Origin of the sequence: Streptomyces sp. NPDC032161, from assembly GCF_040636995.1 — a bacterium.
Classification (GTDB): domain Bacteria; phylum Actinomycetota; class Actinomycetes; order Streptomycetales; family Streptomycetaceae; genus Streptomyces.
Genome location: NZ_JBEZVN010000007.1, coordinates 81005 through 99015, shown reverse-complemented (window position 1 = coordinate 99015; position 18011 = coordinate 81005). Strand labels below are relative to the sequence as shown.

The following is an 18011-nucleotide window of genomic DNA, read 5'->3' as shown; positions in this document are numbered from 1 at the left end:
CCGGGCCGTCGGCTGTCCAGGGGTGGCGGCGGGGCCGCGGAGTAGCCTGGGGATGTACGGCTTCCCGGTGAGGTGAGCCGGTCGTGTCGGCCCGCACGTCGAAGGAGGCCGTGACGCATGGACACCCTGATCAATGTCGTGGTCGTCCTGGCGATGATCGCGATCGCGGCGTTCGTCATCCACCTGCTCAACACCCGGCACCGGCATCAGCATCTGCGTCCCGCGCACTACGACCACGGCCTGGCCGGGTTCGGTGACGGCCCCGCGTCGGGCCCGGCCCCCGGCACGGCTCCGGGGCAGCGGGACATGGCCGAAGGACAGCACGTGGCCGAACGGCAGGATGTGGCCGGACGGCAGGAAGCCGACGCTTCCGGATCCGGGACGGACACCAGCACAAGTACCGGCACCGGCCTCGGTACTGGCGCCGACACCGGCCCAAGCACCGACGACGGCAACGGCCCAAGTACCGGTACCGACGCCGGGCCCGGTACCGGTACCGACGCCGGGCCCGGTACCGGCATCGACGCCGGGCCCAGCACCAGCACCAGCCCCGACCCCAACCCGGGCCCCGGAGCAGGCTCCGGCTGACGTCAGCCGTCGGCATGCGGGCCCCTACTTCCCGTCCGAGTAGCGCTCCACCACCGCCGTCGTGAACGGAAAACGCACCGGTGTCTCGCCGAAGACCGTTCGTCCTGCCGTGTGACCGGCCGCCCGGATCGCCTCCACGACCGCCTCCGCCTCCTCGCGTGGACAGTGCACGATCACCTCGTCATGCTGGAAGAAGACGAGTTCGGCCCGGAGCCCGGCGGAACCGATCGCCCGGCGCAGGGCGGCCAGGAGCAGCAGCGCCCAGTCCGCGGCGCTGCCCTGCACCACGAAGTTGCGGGTGAAGCGGCCCCGCGCGCGGGCGCTGGACGACGCGTAGCCGGGCGTGAACCCGCCGCCGGTGGAAGTGTCGGAGCCGTCGGGGGACCCGAAAGCGGATCCGTTACCGGGTCCGTCCCCGGAGAGGTGCGCGGGTTCCTCCTGGGGGATGCCGGCCTCGTCGTCCTCCGCCCCACCGGCCGCGGGCGGGCTGGTCCGGCCCAGCCACGTCCGTACCAGGCGCCCTTCCTCGCCCGCCTTCGCGGCTTCGTCGACATAGGCCACGGCCAGCGGGAACCTGCGGCGCAGGGCGGCGAGGTTCTTCAGGCCGTCGCCCGACGTCTGGCCGTAGATGGCGCTGAGCAGGGCGAGCTTGGCGTGTTCCCGGTCGCCGTGGAACGCCCGGTCGGACAGGGCCGTGTAGAGATCGCCGCCGTGGCCCGCCACCTCCATCAGGCCCGGGTCGCGCGAGATCGCGGCCAGCACCCTTGGCTCCATCTGGTCGGCGTCGGCCACGACGAGGCACCAGCCCTCGTCGGCGACGACCGCCCGGCGTATCACCTTGGGGATCTGCAACGCACCGCCGCCGTTGGTCGTCCACCGGCCGCTGACGGAGCCGCCCGGTTGGTACTCGGGGCGGAAACGGCCGTCGTGCACCCAGTCCTGGAGCCAGCTCCAGCCGTGCGCCGTCCAGACGCGGTACAGCTTCTTGTACGCGATGAGGGGTGCCACCGCCGGATGGTCCAGCTCCTCCAGCTCCCACCGCCGCGTGGACTTCACCTTGATCCCGGCCTGCGCGAACGCCTTCACGACATCGGCGGGGAGGTCGGGGCGGACGCGTCTGCCGAAGGCGGCCGAGACCTCGTCGGCCAGCTCGGCCAGTCTGCGCGGCTCCCCGCCGCCCGCGTAACGCTCGCCGAGCAGCTCCTGAAGCACCTCCCGGTGCACATCGGCGCGCCAGGGCAGACCGGCCCGGTTCATCTCGGCGGCCACCAGCATCCCGGCCGATTCGGCGGCCGTCAGCAGGCGCATCCGGCCCGGGTGCGCGGTGGCGTCGTGACGGCGGAGCTGGTCGGCGTAGACCTGGATCAGGTCCTCGAAGGGCAGGTCCGTGCCGGGGCGCGGCTCGAAGAGGGCGGACTGGGAGCCGGGCTCGGCGGCGCGGGGCGGCGGATCGGGAGGCACGGGGGCGTTGTGCAGGCGGGCGTGGGCGGCGGCAGCGGAGCGGGGTTCGCCCAGGCGGCCCTCATGGGCGAGGAGGAGGGATTCGGCGACCTCGATGTCGTAACAGCGGTCCACGGGCATGCCCGCCGCGAGCAGCCGCGGGTACGTCTCGGCGGTGGAACGCCAGACCCAGCGCGTGACCTCCGGCCGGGAGCGGACGGCCGTCACGAGGTCGGGCTCGGCCAGGACCGGTCCTGTGGGCACGCCGGAAGCGTCCAGCGGGGCGAGGAGCGCGCCGCCGTTCTCCGTGGCGGCCAGGGCCCAGCGTTCGGACATGCCGTCGAGTCTGGCACCCACCACTGACAACGGACACGGATAGTGAGGATGCTGGATGCGTACGGTGACGGGACGGGGGTGAGGCCCAGGACCTCACCCCCGTCCCGTCACCGGCTTCCCGCACCGGAGAGGCCGACGGGGTCGGCCGACGGCGTACGGCTACGAGTCCGTCGTCCAGGTGCCCAGCGATATCTCGGCGGTGATGCCGGGCCCGAAGCCCGCCATCAGGCCGCGGTGGCCGTCCAGGGCCGACCCCTCGTCGAACATGCGGCCGAGAGCGTCGATCACCACCGCGCTGGCTATGTTGCCGTACTCGGTGAGTGTCGCGCGGCTGAAGCGGAACGCCTCGGGCGGCACATCGAGGAAGCGGCTCAGGTCGTCCAGGATGCGCGGACCGCCCGCGTGGATGATGTAGAAGTCCATCTTCCCGGCGTTCCACTGGTGTTCCTCGGCGACCGCGTTCAGAGCCGGGGCGAGGGGTTCCATCGTTCCGGGCACCCGCTTGTCGAGCTGGAAGTGGAACCCGGTCGACCGCACCGCGTAGGAGATCCAGTCCTCGGTGTCCGGGATGACGTACGAGCCGTTGCGTTCCATCCGGACCCCGGTGCCGCCTCGGCCCCGGAGCACGACGGCGGCGATGCCGTCGCCGAACAGCCCATTGGACAGCAGGGAGCCCACGCCCAGGTCGGTGGGCTGGTAGCAGAGCGAGCAGAACTCGCAGGCGACCACCAGGACGTTGCCGTCGGGGTACGCCTGGCAGAAGTCATGGGCGCGGTTGAGGGCAGCGCCGCCCGCGGCACAGCCGAGCTGGGCGATGGGCAGCTGACGCGTCTCAGGCCGGAAGCCCATCTCGCCGATGAGCCACGCCGTCGGCGGCGGCATCATGAACCCGGTGCAGGAGACGTACACGATCAAGTCGATCTGCCGCGGTTCCAGTTCGGCCTGATCGAGCGCTCGGCGCACCACAGCCGGGACGCGTGCCTTGGTGTGCTGCTCGTAGGTGACGCTGCGGGCGTCGAAGCCCGGGTGCTGGAGCACCTTGTCGATCGGCTGGATCAGGTGCCGCTTCCGCACCCCGGTGTGTTCGATCAGGCGCAGGACCAGGCCGAGCTGTGGGTGGTCGCCGTGCAGCCGTCGAGCCAGTTCGAGGGTTTCTTCGTTGGTGATGACGTACTCGGGGACCTCGATTGCCGGCTTGCAGAGAACCGCCATGGAACTCCTCCTAGCGGATTTGGTCCACACGGCCGGGCCCGGAACGGTCGAGGAGTGTCCGCCGACGGCGGGAGACGGAGGGAGAGGGCGGGATCCGCCCACCACGACCTCGGCGCACCGCGTCGTGCGAGGAGGACTGTGGGGGGATTCCCGCGCCGGTCTCAATACCCCTGGAGCGGGCGCGGACGGGCCGACCGTCGAAGAGTGAAGTTCTCGCCGTTCGTGGGCGGATCCTGATCCGCCACGGCTTGGGTGGCCGTCGGGAACACGTTACGGCAGGCGGATCGGAGCCGCATGTCGAGACGCCGAACGCCCTCACCGCCCGCTGCCGCCCGCCGTGCTGTGGCGGGGCGAGGGCGGTGAGGACGGAGCAGATGGGGCGACCGGGGGCGGGGCGACCGGGGGCGGGGCGGGCGCGACGGGATCGCGGAGTGGCCCCGGTGTGGCTGGGGTGTTCGGCGCGGGCCCGGCGTGGCTGGTTTGCCTGATGTGCCTGATGTGCCTGATGTGCCTGATGTGCTCGGTGGCGCTTTGCGCGCGCAGGGGACCCGTTTCCGGGCCGTGTTTGTGCTGGGGCCGTTCCTGGGCCCTTCCGGTTGCCGGGCGCATCGCCGGGCCGCATCATCGATGACGGTCGACGTCAGGGACGACGACCGACAACGCCAGAAACGACGACCGACAAGCCACGAATGACGGCCGACGACGTCAGAGAAGACTTCGGCAACGCCAGAGAAGACTTCGGCAACGCCAGGGAAGACGGCCGACGACATCAGGGATGACGCCGACAACGGGCCGGGGGCCGTTCGCGGTGTGCCCGGCCGACCCGTGACCGGCCGACCGGGTAGGAGGTGACCGGTTACCAGGTGACGGGCAGTTCGAGGGGATAGCGCCAGATCGAAGTCTTGTTCCAGCGCACTTCCTCGGCGGGCGTCGCCAGTTTCAGTGCGGGGAAGCGCCTGAGCAGCGTTCCGATGGCGACCTCCAGTTCCGTGGCGGCGAGCGGCGCGCCGAGACAGTGGTGGCCGCCCCAGCCGAAGGTCATGTGCGACGGGCCTTCGCGCTCCAGGTCCAGCTCGTCGGGGCGGTCGAACTTCCGCGGGTCGCGGTTGGCCGTCAGATAGGAGACGTGCACGATGTCCCCGGCCCGGATCAGTACCCCGCTCAGCTCCACGTCCTCGGTGGCGACCCGGGGGATGCCGACGCCCTTGCGGAAGGGGATGAAACGCAGCATCTCGTCGATGGCCTGCGGCAGCATCTCGGGGCGCTCGCGCAGCATGGCCAGCTCGTCGGGCCTGGTCAGCAGCGTGTAGCAGATGTTTCCGATCTCGTACGTGGTGGTGTCCTGGCCGGTGATGAGCAGGACCATGGCCATCACGGTCAGTTCCTGGTCGTTGAGGATCTCGTCCCCGTCGCGCGCCGTGGCCAGCGCGCTGATCAGGTCGTCGCCGGGGTTCGCGCGGCGCTCCGCCGTCAGCCTCTGGAAGTAGGCACGGAGGTCGGCCTTGGACCGTACCGCGTTGTCCCGGTTCTCGACGGTGGTGTCCATCATGGTCCGGGCGTGGGCGCGCAGTTGTGCGTCGTCGCCCTCGGGGATGTCGAGCACCTCGCAGATGGTGGTCAGCGGCAGCGGTGCGGCCAGGTGCTCGAAGAGGTCCGCGGGGGCGCCGTGTTCCTCCATCCGGTCCAGCAACTCGTCCACGACGTGCTGGGTGCGTCCCCGCATGCGTTCCATGTGGCGGGGGGCGAAGCCCTTGGAAATCAGGCTGCGCAGCCGGCTGCTGCCCGGCGGGTCCATCACGTTGATCGCTTCGTCCTGCACGATCGGCTCAGGGGTCATGCGCGGGAAGTTCCGGCCGATGATGGCGTTCCGGCTGAAGCGCCGGTCGGTGGTCACCGTGCGCACATCGTCGTAGCCGGTGACGAGCCACGCGTCGCCTTCGCCGTGAGGCAACCGGATGCGGGAGACGGGTTCTTCGGTCATCAAGTGCCTGAGAACCGGGTCGAATTCGAGGGCTTCGGCGTAGTCGAACGGGCAGAGCCGGGCGCCGGTGGCTGGTTCCATGCGGAGCTCCAGAGGGAGAAAGGCTGACGGGGTGGTTCGAGGAGGTGGAGGAGGGGCGGGGGTGGGCCGGACGGAACATGGGTGCCCGGTCTCCCGTAAGGGCACGCGCCGTCGGGGCCCGATTGGTCCACATATTGGTCCATATGCAGAGCGGATCCCACGGCCGGGGGTGTCCGGGTTCGCTGGACCGGCGGATCCGGCGCGCGGGGAGGGTACGGCGAAGCGAAGTGGGTCGGGGCGGAGTGGACTGGGGTAGGGCGGGGTGAGGTTCGGTGGGCCGGGACGCGCCGGGCCGGTGCTCGCGGTGTCACGGGCGGCGGACCGGGCGCGTGTCGCGGTGGCCATACCAGCAGTGCGGGTACGGGTGCGGGGCGGCTCAGCCGACCGGGGCCGGTACGACGTTGGTCGCGTCCAGGGCCGGCCGGATCGCGCGGGCGAGCGCGACACCGTCGTCCACGGCCCAGAAGTGGGTGAAGAACAGGCGGGGGTCTTCGGCGAGGTGGTGATTGTGCAGCTCGACGAGCTTGATCCCGCCCCGTCGCAGAGCCTTCAACACGGCCGGTGTCTCGTCGGCGAGCATGGCGCAGTCGCCGCTGAGTGCGGCCCGGCCGCCGCCCAGGGGCTGGAAGTTGAACGCGCTGGTCGAACCCAGGCCGGGCGGCAGGATCAGGTGACCGTCCGCGATCGTCTCGCGGCGGACGAAGAGGACCTTGTAGAGCCCGTCCTCGACGGTTCCCTTTGTGCCGAGCACCGCCTCCATCCCGGCGGTGTCCAGGTCGACCGGGGCCGACGGCCGGGGTGGCCGGGCGGGCGGGGTGCCGGTGCGGTCGAGCCCGGCGCGCAGGCCACGGGCCATGGCCACGGGGTCGTGGCCATGCGCGTGGACGTGGGTCCACCAGATGTCCGGGGTCTGGGCGAGCAGGTGCTTGTGAAGCGCGGTCTGCCCGATCCCGTGTGCCAGCCAGGCGTCGGTCGCCCGCTGCAATTCGTCCTCGGTGACCACTACGTCGCCCATGAGCATCGTGCTGCCGTCGGCGTAGCGGACGAAGGCCACGTGCGTGCCGAGCGCGAGCCCCGGCGTGACGTTCACCCCCTCGGAGACCACGTGCAGGTCCCGCCGGGGGAAGCCCGTGTGGTAGATCGTCCCGCGCAGCATGTTGCCCGCGCGACCCAACGCCCGTGCCACCCCAGCCCAGTTCTCCAGCGCGGTGGGCACCGGCGAGACCCGCCCGCCGTGCGGGTTGGTGCGGTCAGTGAGTTTGTTGCCGGTGCCGGTGGCGGTGGCGGTGGCAGCGGCGGTGGATGCCCCTGCGGCGGTCAGCACCGGCGCGAGCGCCGCTGCCGCCAGCACTCGGCGTCGTGATGTGAACGCCCGTGCATTCGTGTCGTGCTGCCGGTCTCCGGTCCTGCTATCGGTCTTCACGTGATCGCCTCCATAGCGAGATGAAAACACGTGAAACTTGGATAAAAGGATGAAAGCGGATACATCGTCAGCGGGTCGGGCCGGATGGCCCAATGGCCCCACCGGACGCCCAGTCGGGGCGCGGCGACGTACGTGTGCGGCGCCCTCACGGGCGGGGCTGTCGCAACTGACCAAACCTCAGAAGGGGGCGGGGTGGCGACGGGTGGCCCTCGATGGGGTTCGGTAGTCGCCGAGTAGTCTCGATGCGATACGCCCACTCTTCTCGGTAGCGGGAGCTCGCGGAGCGCCGGGGCGTGATCGTGCCGGTTCGTCAGAAGGGTGTTTTAGCCTCAATGTCGCGATCCAAGGAAGTAAGTAAAATCGGCTACCCCGCCGCCTAAACCCGCAGGTCAGGAACTCTGCTCCCCGCGCACGCGGGGATGGTCCCACGGTCACGACCGAGGACGGCATCACGGTGCGCTGCTCCCCGCGCACGCGGGGATGGTCCCGGGACCGGCACGTGGAACGTCGGGTGCGGGATCTGCTCCCCGCGCACGCGGGGATGGTCCCTCCTGGACGGTGACGTCCGAGTCGGAGTACAGCTGCTCCCCGCGCACGCGGGGATGGTCCCAAGATCAGCGGCTCGGCGTCGATGTACCGGGACTGCTCCCCGCGCACGCGGGGATGGTCCCGGGACGTGGGAAGCAACCGTAATTCGGCGCATCTGCTCCCCGCGCACGCGGGGATGGTCCCGACGTGGCCCCCGAGGGCATGAGCGGCCTGGACTGCTCCCCGCGCACGCGGGGATGGTCCCCAGTCCATGTCCGCGGCCTGCGCGGGATAGGCCTGCTCCCCGCGCACGCGGGGATGGTCCCGATCGGCTCCGCATCTCCTCCTCTGAGGGAGTCTGCTCCCCGCGCACGCGGGGATGGTCCCTGCCGTAGCAGCCTGCCGACTAGCCCCCTGCACTGCTCCCCGCGCACGCGGGGATGGTCCGCTGCCGGGCCTCCCCGTCGTCGTAAAGCATCTGCTCCCCGCGCACGCGGGGATGGTTCCCACTTCAAGCTCACGAAGTCCTTCACGTGCCTCTGCTCCCCGCGCACGCGGGGATGGTCCCGACTGGCTGATTCGCAACGTGATGCCGTCGCTCTGCTCCCCGCGCACGCGGGGATGGTCCCTCTTCGCGGGCGGGAGGCGGTCCGCCTGCGCGCTGCTCCCCGCGCACGCGGGGATGGTCCCCACCCGTCTCCCAGGGAAACCGCCGACCTGGGGCTGCTCCCCGCGCACGCGGGGATGGTCCTCCTCCGTGGCCTGCCGCGTGGGCGACTGCGGGCTGCTCCCCGCGCACGCGGGGATGGTCCCACTGAGACGAGCGCCCGGAACTGCCCGGCCCCCTGCTCCCCGCGCACGCGGGGATGGTCCCGTCGTGCTCGGCCGGGTCGAACTCCTCGACAGCTGCTCCCCGCGCACGCGGGGATGGTCCCGAGGCTGCCGACGAGCGGGAGCGTCTCCTCGCCTGCTCCCCGCGCACGCGGGGATGGTCCCCCGTCGGTGCGAGTGGTTGCACCCTTCGGTTCCTGCTCCCCGCGCACGCGGGGATGGTCCCTGAGGGCTCAAGCCGAAGCGGCACTCAAGCCGCTGCTCCCCGCGCACGCGGGGATGGTCCCGCGGGTTTCAGGGCCTTTTCCCACAGCCACTTCTGCTCCCCGCGCACGCGGGGATGGTCCCACGGGGTGACGATCGATGGTGAGGAAGGCGCCCTGCTCCCCGCGCACGCGGGGATGGTCCCGTCGTGGAAGATCACGACAACGCAAGGGAACGCTGCTCCCCGCGCACGCGGGGATGGTCCCCTGCGGGACGAGGGCGGCAAGCTCGGCGAGGCCTGCTCCCCGCGCACGCGGGGATGGTCCCGTCACCATCGGGCTGTCGACCCGACCGGGTACCTGCTCCCCGCGCACGCGGGGATGGTCCCCTCCCCGAGTACTACAGGCCGCTCGCGGTCTTCTGCTCCCCGCGCACGCGGGGATTGTTTCCAGGGCACGCGCCTATGCGATACGGCCCCGAGGACTCTTCCGTCGTCTGTTCATCGCATAGCAAAGGAGCCCCACCGCGCTGATCGCGATGGGGCATCCCTGAGCCGGTGGCTGGTGGGCGGGAGGTGGTCAGGCGGCGCTGAAGTCGCCGGACTTGACGGCTTCCACGAAGGACGTGAACGCGGTGGCGGGAATGTCGAGCACCGGGCCGTTCGGGGTCTTGGAGTCGCGGACGGGGACCACGCCGCGCGGGGCGACGAGGTTGGCCGCGACCTCGATGCACTGGCCACCGTTGTTGCTGTACGAGGACTTGAACCAGTAGGGGGATTCGGTCATCACGGGGTGCCCTTTCGTAACTGGTTGATCAGTGCCACGGATGCTGCTTGAGACAACGCTTCGGCCTGAAGCTGATGGTAGGCCGTCAGTAGGGGCAGAACGAATGTGCTGTCCCTGTAGAGGTGGCCTCGTTGGGCTGACTCGGCGTACGACATGAGCTGGCGGTCCGGCAGCGTAACGACCGTTATCGGCAGGTCGAACGGGCGGCGTTCTCCCATGTCGAACGGGGCCACTTGGAGCACCGTGTTCGGCAGGTCGGCGAACTCGGTCAGGCGCGCCAACTGTTCGTCCATGACAGCTGGTTCGCCGATCGGTCGACGAATGCAACTTTCATCCAGGACCACCAGGACCAGTGGCGGAGGCGTCCGGACGAGTGCGGCTTGCCGTTCCGTGATGAGTGAGACTCGTTCGGTTGCCTGATCGCTCGTGATCGCACCCCGTTTCACGGCGCTTTCCGCCAGCACCGCCGCATACTCCGGTGTCTGGAGCAAGCCCGGGATGACGCCCACCTCGTACAGGCGGATCTCTGCCGCCCGGCTTTCATGTCCCACGAACTCCGGGAAGCCCTCCAGCAGGGAACCGTGCCGCATTTCGCGCCACTCACGCTCAAACGTGTCGAACGCGTCTCCGGTGCCGAGGGCGCGATCCGCACTGCGCGAGAAGCGCAAGGTCGGAAGCTTCCGACCAGTTTCGACCGATGAAATATGGGTGCTGGAATATCCCATCCGGTCCGCCAACTCCTCCTGTGTCCATCTGCGCTCTTCTCGTGAGCTGCGGAGACGCGCACCGAACGCGGCTTGTGGAGAGCTTTCCGGGTTCAACTCCTTGCGGTTCAACGGGTCATCACCAACCTTTCTTCCGCTTCTGCCAAGTTGAGTGGTTCCTGGCGGTAGGTAACGCTGAGCCGTCCTGGTAGTGAAATCGCTACGGAGAGGAGCGGCCGTGTCTGGAGAGATCGTTGCCGCGAAGCGACGGGAACCTCCCCGAGTTCCGGCCCCCGGCACGTTCATGGTGGACATCAGCCGTGATCGTGTGGGGGAGTTCCGAGGGGTCGCCGGCCCGTACTGGTCCCTGCGGCCGGTCGCCGGTGGTGTTGAGTGGGAAGCCGAGCCCGAGTGCGTCCGCACACTCACCCCCGCAGAACGGTTGCGCGCCGAGACTGTCCGCGCCAACGCACGCAGCCGTGGGGAGCTGCTGTGACAGGGAAGATTCTTGCCGAGGTGTATGTGGGTGACGCACGGACGACCGTCTGTCTCAGTGGGTTGATCGGCTCATCTCCCCGGCCCGCCGCCCGGTGGCTCCGGGGGAAAGTGGCCCGTGTTGCAGGCGCGTTGGGTCCGTATCCAAGGGTCTCGTGGATTCCCCCGAATGTGTTACGGCCGTTGACCTCGCCCGTAGCCGACGCGCCAACCGAGTGGCGTACGTGGGGTCGATGGCGGCGAGCGGCAGGCGGATGCCTTGCCGCGGCTCACCTCTGGGGTCGAATTCGATTTCATCGCCCGGGGCGAGACATGTTGGTACGGGCTCACCCCCGCCCTTTGCTCATATGGGATTTCACCCACGAGGCGGGCTGGCCGATCTCCGTGTGGCCGCTCTTCTCCCAATTTCCGTCCGGCGGACGAAAGATTCAGAATCGCGAAACAGGGACCAGGAAACCGTGCCTCTCTTGACGCCCTATGTTGCCTCACGTTCCACCGAACTGCCTGTGCGCCAATCGGAGTTGACGATCGATTTCGCTCCGGGCGGGCCCCGGCTCGCGTACCGCGATCCGCGTCCGACCGACCGGGACCATCACGGGAACTTGTGGGTTCGGCTCTCCGAGTCCACAGGTGGTCGTGTCCTCTACAACTGCATGAACGTGCAGCGGCAACGCGCCTGCATGGAGGACCTGTTGTGCCAGATCTGCGGCGGGCCCGCCGACCGGGACCGGCAGGGCTGGCTGTTCCTCGATTGGCGGCGTGAGGAATCGCCCCCGACCTGGCCGGAGAGGTCCATCACCTCCATGCCGCCCTTGTGCGTCGAGCATGCGCGAGTATCGGCCCGGCAGTGTCCGTTCCTGCGTAGGGCCGAGTACGCCGTACTGCGGGTACGGAAACCCCGACTCCACGGGGTCTCGGGCACCCTTTACCGCTTGACGGGCCAGGGGTGGCGCACGTCCGAGCGCGATGTGCTGTCCGCGTACGACAAGCCCCGGTTTCCCGGAATGCTTGCTTCTCGACTTCACCGGGAGTTACGCGGTGTGACCGTCGTGGACCTTCCGTAGTCCGTCGGCCGTGCCCCACCGGGCTGCGGCTTCTTCGTCGGCGGCGTGTGGCCCTCGCGGCTGTCCACCCTCCGCGGTGAAGACCACAGAATCAGGGCCCCCTGCCTGGCCCCCGGTCCCCGGGCCCCGGGCCCCGGGCCGTCGGACCGGCAGGGCTGGGCTGGGCAGGGCGGAGCAGTTGGAGTACGTGGGGCGGCGCCGCGTCCGGGGATGTGGACTATGTGTGCGGAAGTTGAATATCCACAGGTTGTGGATGGAGATGTGGGCAGGTTGCCCCCAACCCGCCGCGGTGGTCGTACGACCTGCCGCGGCGGGTTGGGGGCCGGACCCGTCCGGCATCCCGCCCGTCCGGCGCCCTGCCTACGCTGACCTCATGGAATCGGTGATCGACCAGGCATTCGCGGCGGCCCTCTACTCGGACGGCGACGCCGCTCTCGACACCGGGGCCTCGCTCCTGGCCGCCGCGCCGGCGGCCGACGCGGAGCTCGTCCGGCGCGGCGAGGAGTTCGTCCGCCGAGCCTGGGAACGTGGCTGGCAGCCTGCCGACCTCATACGTTTCGTTCGTCGCGAACTCGACGAGACGGCCGTCGGACTTGTCGCAGGGCTGATCGTTTCGGAGACCGGACAGTATGAGGGGCTGCCGCCCCGCTGGCGGGGGCAGATCGACAGGTTGCCCGACGCGCCGGCCCGGAACCGGCCCGATCGGTTCTCCTACGCCTCCGCCCTCCTCGGGCTCTACCGCCTGCTGCTTCGGCTCCCCGCCATCGAACCCGTCGGCCCGCCGCCCGGCACCTCCTCCCTCGTGCGGCCCCTGCCGCCCGCCCACGACGAACCCCGGATGCTCACCCGCATCCGTGCCCTGCTCGCCAAGGCGGAGGCGACCGGCTATCCCGAGGAAGCGGAGGCCCTGACCACCAAGGCGCAGGAGCTGATGGCCCGGCACTCCATCGACGAGGCCCTGCTCGCCGCCCGTACTCACAGCGCGGAAGCCCCCGGCGCGTGCCGCATCGGGGTCGACGCTCCGTACGAGACGGCGAAGGCGATCCTGCTCGACGCGGTCGCCTCGGCGAACCGCTGCCGCGCGGTGTGGAACGGCGACCTCGGCTTCTCCACCGTGGTCGGCTTCGAGCCGGACCTGGAAGCCGTGGAACTGCTCTACACGTCCCTGCTTGTCCAGGGCACGGCGGCGATGACGAAGGCGGAGGCCGGGCAGCGGGCCGGTGGGCGCAAGCGCACCAAGACGTTCCGGCAGTCCTTCCTCATGGCGTACGCCCAGCGTCTGGGCGACCGGCTCGCGGCCGACACCGCCCGCGTCACCGATGCCCGGGCCGAGGCCGAGACGGAAGCCGGCACCGGGGTCGGGGTCGGAACCGGGGTCGGGGGTGAAGGCGCGTCGGCGGCCCGGCTGCTTCCGGTCCTCGCGGCTCGCGATGTCGCCGTCACGGAAGCCGCCGATCGGATGTTCCCGCAGACCACGACCACCAGGGTCCGCGGCGTCACCGACCTCGACGGATGGAACGACGGAACGGCCGCCGCGGACCGCGCCAGGACGGGCGGCCCGGGACCCGGCCTCCCCGACGGGCGCGGGGCGCGCCGCGGGTCGGGGAGGCGGTAGTGAGCGAGGGGGAGAGGCCGGGCGCGCGGCGGCGTACCTGGGGGCGGTGGTTCCATGGCGCCGGGATGCCGGGCCCCTGGACCCGTACCGAAGACACCGGGTCACGAGGCCACCAGGTCACGGGACCACCGGGCCAGGAGACCACCGGGCCATGTGGCGCCGGACCACACGGCCTCGGACCACGGGTCGTCGAGCTGCGGGATGCCGGGCCCTCCGGCGCGGAGCGAAGCACGGGACCCGCCGGGCCGCGGAGCAACGGACAATCGCAGGGCACCGGGCCGCAGCGCGCCGGACGATCGCAGGGCGCCGGGCCGCGGAGCGCCGGACGGTCCCAGGACGCAGGGCTGCGGGGACCGGTCCGATCGCGGGACACCGTGTCACGGAGCACCGGTGCCAGAGGTACGACCCCAAAGCCGGGCAACTCGGGTGAATAGGATAATTCCGGTTACCCTCTGGGGATGAGCTGGCTCCGGGCGCTGAAGGAGACGGCCCGCTCGGGGCTGACGATCGAGCGGCGGCGTCTCGAACCGCTCATCGCGATCCGCGGTGCGGCCGGGCTCGCCCTCGTCATCGGGATCAGCCTCGTGTTCTTCGGGCCGGTCGTCGCCGCCAGCTCCGCGTTCGGCGCGTTCCAGGCCGCCATCGCCACGTTCCAGCGCAGCTGGCGACCCCGGCCCGTACTCGCCCTGGTCTCCGGGGCGAGCCTCGCCGTGTCGACTTTTCTCGGCTACCTCACCGGTGCCCACCTGCCGCTGTTCCTGGCCCTGCTGGTGCTCTGGACCTTTCTCGCGGGCCTGGCATGGGCGGCGGGGCCGACGGCCGGGCTCATCGCGTCGTCCAACGTGGCGATCATGCTGGTGACGGTCACCCTGCCCACTTCCGTCGCGAACTCGGCCGTGCACGCCGCGGTGATCCTGTTCGGCGGCGTCGTGCAGGCGACCCTGATCGTGCTCTTCCCGGTCCGCAGATGGGGTGCCCAGCGCGACGCCCTCTCCGACGCGCTGGCCGCCGAGGCCGACTACGCCCGTCGGCTGCGCCACGACCCGCTGGCCCCCTTCGACCCGGTGCCGCTGATGACCGCCCGCAGTGCCGCCGCCGTCACGCCCTGGCAGGCCCGCCACCGTCCGCCGGAGCTGCGCGGTTCGCGCGGTGTCGCCGAGCGGATCAGGCCGGTGCTCGCCTCGCTGGCGGACCCTGCGATGGGCGTACCGCCCGAGGGCCCCGAGCGGGACCGGGTCCGCGAACTTCTCGCCGCCGCCGGTTCCGTGCTCGACTCGGCGGCCCGCGCGATCCGCCACGGCGACCCGGTGAAGCTGTCCCCGTCGGCCGTCGCCGCATTGAAGACCCCCGACACCGGCTCCCTCCTCGAAGGCCCGCCCCGCCGCGCCGCCGAGCGGCTCGACAAGTTGTTGTCCGACGTCATCGAGACCGCCGAGGGCGAAGGAACGAAGGAGGACCAGGCCCGGGCCGAACAGGCCGTCGAGGCCCTCAGAGCGGCGGGGGAGGAGGAGGCCCCGGTCTCCCCGCACCGCCCGCACCGCCGCCGTCCGACGCTGCTGAGTCTGGTCCCCGTCGTGGGGCGCGCCATGCGTGCCGAACTGCGTCCCGGCTCCCCGATCCTGCGGCACGCCGTACGGGTCGCCGTTGTCGCCGCCGTCGGCTATCTCATCGGCACCGCACTGCCGTTCGGCCACGGCTACTGGGCGCCGATGGCGGCCGTGATGGCCATGCGGCCGGAGTTCTCCCAGACGTACGGGCGTGCCGTGGCCCGCTTCGGTGGCACGATCGTCGGGGTCTCGCTCGCGACGGCGATCGTCCGGACCGCCCACCCCGGTGTGACGTTCTCGGCGGTGCTCGCCGTGTGCTGCGCCCTGCTGATGTACCTGCTGATGCGCACCGGGTACGTCGTCGGCCAGGTGTGCGTCTCCGCCTACGTCGTGTTCCTGCTGGGCATGGGCGGCGACAACTGGTCGCAGACCGTGCAGGAGCGGGTGATCCTCACCCTCGTCGGCGGTCTCCTCGCGATGATCTCGTACGCCGTCTACCCGGCCTGGGAGACCCCGCGGCTGCGCGGCAGGCTCGGTGACTGGCTGAAGGCGGGCGGGAAGTACGCCGCCACGGTCGTCGGCCAGTACGCCGTACCGGCCGAGGGCGGACCGGACGAGGTGCGGGCCGCCCTGCTCGACACCCGTGAGGCCCGGGTCGCCTGGCAGGAGGCGGTGGCCGCCGCCCAGCACGAACCGGTGCGCAGCCGAGGTCTCTCCCGTGCCGCCGCCGACGACACCGAACACGCCCTGGCCGAGTTCGGACGGGTCGCGATGTTGCTGGAGGCGCATCTCCCGTGCGGCGCCGCCACCCCCGTACCGGAGGCCGGGCCGCTGGCCGAGGCGCTGCGCCGATCCACCGAGCGGGCCGCGAAGGAGGTGCGGGAGCGGCGGGTACCGGACTGGACGGAGGTGCGCGAGGTGCTCGCGCGCTGGGACGCGCGGCAGGAAGCGGCCGAGGGGGACGCCGACCCGGTCGTACGCAGCGGGGCGGGGCTGCTGCTCGACGCCCTGGAGGAGTTCTCGCGGGGGCTGGACGGTGCGCCGGGTGGCAACCCTCCTGGTAAGAAGGCCGGTTGAAACCCGGCGGCCGACCTGCCGCCCAGACATCAGGGACCCGGTTGGGCCCGGTGGGCCCGGTGGGCCCGGCAGGTCCGGGCAGGCCCAGTAGGTCCCCGCAGGTCTGCTAGGTCCGGCAGGTCTGCCACGGCCTCGCGGGACATCGGTAGCGGTTGGCGCTGAGAACGATCATGGTCCGGTCGGTGCGAGGGTGCTGACGCGGTTCTCGTACTCGCGGCGGGCCTTGCACTGGGCCGGAACCGCCGGAGCGCCAGGGCCGCCGTCGAGCGGCTGGCAGCGGGCGAGGAGTCCGAGGTGCACGGCAGGGACGGCGCCAACGCGCAGGGTGTAGCCCTGCCCGCGTCGTACGGTCACCCCCTGGTCGAGCGCGTCCCTCTCGGCGGGGTCCAGTTCGGTGCTGCGGAGGAAGTCGGCGACCTTGCCCGGCATGTCGAGGGTGACCGGCAGCTCCGGCACCGGGGAGTTCTCCTCGATGGCGGCCTGGTCGGGCAGGAGGTCGGCGACGGCCGTCCGGATCGCGCCGCGGCTGACGCCGTGGTCGCGGGCGAGGGCGGCGATGGACCGGCCTTCCAGGTACGCGGCGCGCACGGCCTCGGTCTTGCCGACCGTCACGGCGGGGCGGCGGCCGCCCTTGCTGCCCTTGGCCCCGGCGGCCCGCAGCCCGTCGTACGTCAGCTCCCGTTGGAGGTCGCGCTGGAGTTCGCCGGCGGCCGCGAGGGTCTGCACCATGAACTTCACGGTGGACAGCAACTCGCCTGTGCGCGGGTGGCGGGCGGTGAGGTCCATCGCGGAGAACGCGCCGTCGTGGATGCGCAGGGCCAGGCGGTCGCGGTGGAGGACGCCGAGCACGTCGAGGATGTGCTGATTGCCGCGTACGAGGCGGAACATCTCGGAGATGTGCACGGTGTCGCCCGGCCGCGCGTAGTCGAGGAGCGCGCGGAACTTCGGGCGCTGGAAGGGGTGGAGGCGGCTGGAGGTGCCCGGGTCTTCCTCGAAGACGACCGGGTCCTCGATGCCGGCCTCGTTCAGGACGAGGTTCTGCCGGGCGGTGGACTGCTGGTCGGTCGGGACCCGCTTGTAGACGAGGTCCGCCACCCGGAGTGCCCTTTCACGCGGAGGATTGGACCTTATTTGTCGTCAAACCCTGTCAGCAATCACCATCGGATCTGATTGGATTCGGGCCCTACCGATCCCGGAAATCCACGGGTTCATCGGACGTCCGGCCGCCCTGTCTCTAAACGATCGTTTGCCGACAGGAGGGCGACGCGTCCGGGTGTTGTAGTCGGGACAGACCGCTGTCTGCCATCGGTGAACACCACCCCGAGCGGGCGCAACGGTCATTACCGTCCAGTCGCATGACGACGGTCACAACCCGTACGGTCGAATACCCGGCCGACGACCTGACGATGATCGGATACCTCGCGCTCCCGGCCGGTGCCGAGCGCCGACCCGCAGTCCTGATCGGACCCGAGGGGGTGGGGCTCAGCGATGTCGAGCGCCGCCGGGCCGAGGCTCTGGCCGAGGTGGGGTACGTGGCGCTGGCCTTCGACCTCCACGGTGGACGCTATTTGGAAGACCCAGAGGAAATGTTGGCCCGTTGCATGCCGCTGCTCGCCGACCCCGACCGGATGCGAGGAATCGGTCACGCCGCGCTCGACGTGTTGCGTGCCGAACCACGGGCCGACCCCGACCGGACAGCCGCCGTCGGCTACGGCACCGGGGGTGCAGTCGCACTGGAACTCGGTCGCGATGGTGTCGATCTGCGCGCGATTGGGACAGTCAACGCACTCACCACGGGCCGACCGGGCGAGGCGGCACGCATTCGCTGCCCGGTATGGGTCGGGGTCGGGTCGGAAGACCCGATCATGCCGCCCGCCCAACGGGACGCGTTCACCGCAGAGATGGAGGCTGCGGGCGTCGACTGGCGCCTCGTGGTTTACGGGGGAGCCCTTCACGCCTTCCACCATCCACCGGTCGACCACACCGTGCGTCCCGGCGTCGGCTACCACCCACGTCACGCACAGCGAGCCTGGCGTGACGTCGTCGCCCTGCTCGCCGAGTGTTTGCCCGTCACGGATTGATCCGATCGGCTCCTGATAC

At 70.8% G+C, this 18011-nt stretch carries 12 protein-coding genes and 1 CRISPR repeat array; of the genes, 5 read left to right on the top strand and 7 right to left on the bottom strand.

The features are described from left to right. The first annotated feature begins 117 nt into the window (after positions 1 to 117). The gene (locus AB0E67_RS17705) at positions 118 to 588 is read left to right on the top strand and encodes a hypothetical protein (RefSeq protein WP_362027293.1); all 471 of its coding nucleotides are present in this window, start codon (positions 118 to 120) and stop codon (positions 586 to 588) included. 24 nt (positions 589 to 612) lie between these two features. Here AB0E67_RS17705 and AB0E67_RS17700 read toward each other — a convergent pair whose 3' ends face one another. The 6 genes from AB0E67_RS17700 to AB0E67_RS17675 all read right to left on the bottom strand — a co-directional run bounded on the left by AB0E67_RS17700 (position 613) and on the right by AB0E67_RS17675 (position 10245). After that, on the bottom strand, positions 613 to 2364 hold the full coding sequence (locus AB0E67_RS17700; RefSeq protein ID WP_362027290.1) for a bifunctional 3'-5' exonuclease/DNA polymerase: 1752 nt from the start codon (positions 2362 to 2364) through the stop codon (positions 613 to 615). Positions 2365 to 2523: 159 nt separating this feature from the next. After that, the gene (locus AB0E67_RS17695) at positions 2524 to 3576 is read right to left on the bottom strand and encodes a type III polyketide synthase (RefSeq protein ID WP_362027287.1); all 1053 of its coding nucleotides are present in this window, start codon (positions 3574 to 3576) and stop codon (positions 2524 to 2526) included. An 856-nt stretch (positions 3577 to 4432) separates the two neighbouring features. Continuing rightward, positions 4433 to 5638, bottom strand: coding sequence for a cytochrome P450 (locus AB0E67_RS17690; RefSeq protein WP_362027284.1), 1206 nt, complete (start codon positions 5636 to 5638; stop codon positions 4433 to 4435). Positions 5639 to 6014: 376 nt separating this feature from the next. Beyond that, on the bottom strand, positions 6015 to 7061 hold the full coding sequence (locus AB0E67_RS17685) for a DUF1259 domain-containing protein (protein WP_362027281.1): 1047 nt from the start codon (positions 7059 to 7061) through the stop codon (positions 6015 to 6017). A 398-nt stretch (positions 7062 to 7459) separates the two neighbouring features. Further along, positions 7460 to 9073: a CRISPR direct-repeat array (repeat unit 29 nt; unit sequence CTGCTCCCCGCGCACGCGGGGATGGTCCC). Positions 9074 to 9202: 129 nt separating this feature from the next. Continuing rightward, positions 9203 to 9409 (bottom strand): DUF397 domain-containing protein, encoded by a 207-nt coding sequence (locus AB0E67_RS17680; RefSeq protein ID WP_362027278.1) that lies wholly within the window; start codon positions 9407 to 9409, stop codon positions 9203 to 9205. Next, complete coding sequence (locus tag AB0E67_RS17675) at positions 9409 to 10245, bottom strand: helix-turn-helix transcriptional regulator (RefSeq protein ID WP_362027275.1); 837 nt, start codon at positions 10243 to 10245, stop codon at positions 9409 to 9411. The genes AB0E67_RS17680 and AB0E67_RS17675 overlap by 1 nt, the downstream gene beginning before the upstream one ends. A gap of 106 nt (positions 10246 to 10351) precedes the next feature. Between AB0E67_RS17675 and AB0E67_RS17670 the strand changes: the two genes are divergently transcribed. The 3 genes from AB0E67_RS17670 to AB0E67_RS17660 all read left to right on the top strand — a co-directional run bounded on the left by AB0E67_RS17670 (position 10352) and on the right by AB0E67_RS17660 (position 15911). Next, the gene (locus tag AB0E67_RS17670) at positions 10352 to 10609 is read left to right on the top strand and encodes a hypothetical protein (protein WP_362027272.1); all 258 of its coding nucleotides are present in this window, start codon (positions 10352 to 10354) and stop codon (positions 10607 to 10609) included. A gap of 1436 nt (positions 10610 to 12045) precedes the next feature. After that, on the top strand, positions 12046 to 13287 hold the full coding sequence (locus AB0E67_RS17665; protein ID WP_362027269.1) for a DUF2786 domain-containing protein: 1242 nt from the start codon (positions 12046 to 12048) through the stop codon (positions 13285 to 13287). A 458-nt stretch (positions 13288 to 13745) separates the two neighbouring features. Beyond that, the gene (locus AB0E67_RS17660) at positions 13746 to 15911 is read left to right on the top strand and encodes an FUSC family protein (RefSeq protein ID WP_362027266.1); all 2166 of its coding nucleotides are present in this window, start codon (positions 13746 to 13748) and stop codon (positions 15909 to 15911) included. A 168-nt stretch (positions 15912 to 16079) separates the two neighbouring features. Here AB0E67_RS17660 and AB0E67_RS17655 read toward each other — a convergent pair whose 3' ends face one another. Continuing rightward, positions 16080 to 17006: a recombinase family protein gene (locus AB0E67_RS17655; RefSeq protein ID WP_362027263.1), complete on the bottom strand. Its 927-nt coding sequence runs from the start codon at positions 17004 to 17006 to the stop codon at positions 16080 to 16082. A 260-nt stretch (positions 17007 to 17266) separates the two neighbouring features. Between AB0E67_RS17655 and AB0E67_RS17650 the strand changes: the two genes are divergently transcribed. After that, a complete protein-coding gene (locus AB0E67_RS17650; protein ID WP_362027260.1) occupies positions 17267 to 17992 on the top strand; it encodes a dienelactone hydrolase family protein in 726 nt (241 codons plus the stop codon). Positions 17993 to 18011: the final 19 nt, after the last annotated feature.

Excerpts from the sequence above, each read along its gene's own strand:
- AB0E67_RS17650 (WP_362027260.1), top strand. The coding sequence starts at position 17,267 with ATGACGACGGTCACAACCCGTACGGTCGAATACCCGGCCGACGACCTG.
- AB0E67_RS17680 (WP_362027278.1), bottom strand. The coding sequence starts at position 9,409 with ATGACCGAATCCCCCTACTGGTTCAAGTCCTCGTACAGCAACAACGGT.
- AB0E67_RS17705 (WP_362027293.1), top strand. The coding sequence starts at position 118 with ATGGACACCCTGATCAATGTCGTGGTCGTCCTGGCGATGATCGCGATC.
- AB0E67_RS17695 (WP_362027287.1), bottom strand. The coding sequence starts at position 3,576 with ATGGCGGTTCTCTGCAAGCCGGCAATCGAGGTCCCCGAGTACGTCATC.
- AB0E67_RS17700 (WP_362027290.1), bottom strand. The coding sequence starts at position 2,364 with ATGTCCGAACGCTGGGCCCTGGCCGCCACGGAGAACGGCGGCGCGCTC.
- AB0E67_RS17690 (WP_362027284.1), bottom strand. The coding sequence starts at position 5,638 with ATGGAACCAGCCACCGGCGCCCGGCTCTGCCCGTTCGACTACGCCGAA.
- AB0E67_RS17660 (WP_362027266.1), top strand. The coding sequence starts at position 13,746 with ATGAGCTGGCTCCGGGCGCTGAAGGAGACGGCCCGCTCGGGGCTGACG.
- AB0E67_RS17665 (WP_362027269.1), top strand. The coding sequence starts at position 12,046 with ATGGAATCGGTGATCGACCAGGCATTCGCGGCGGCCCTCTACTCGGAC.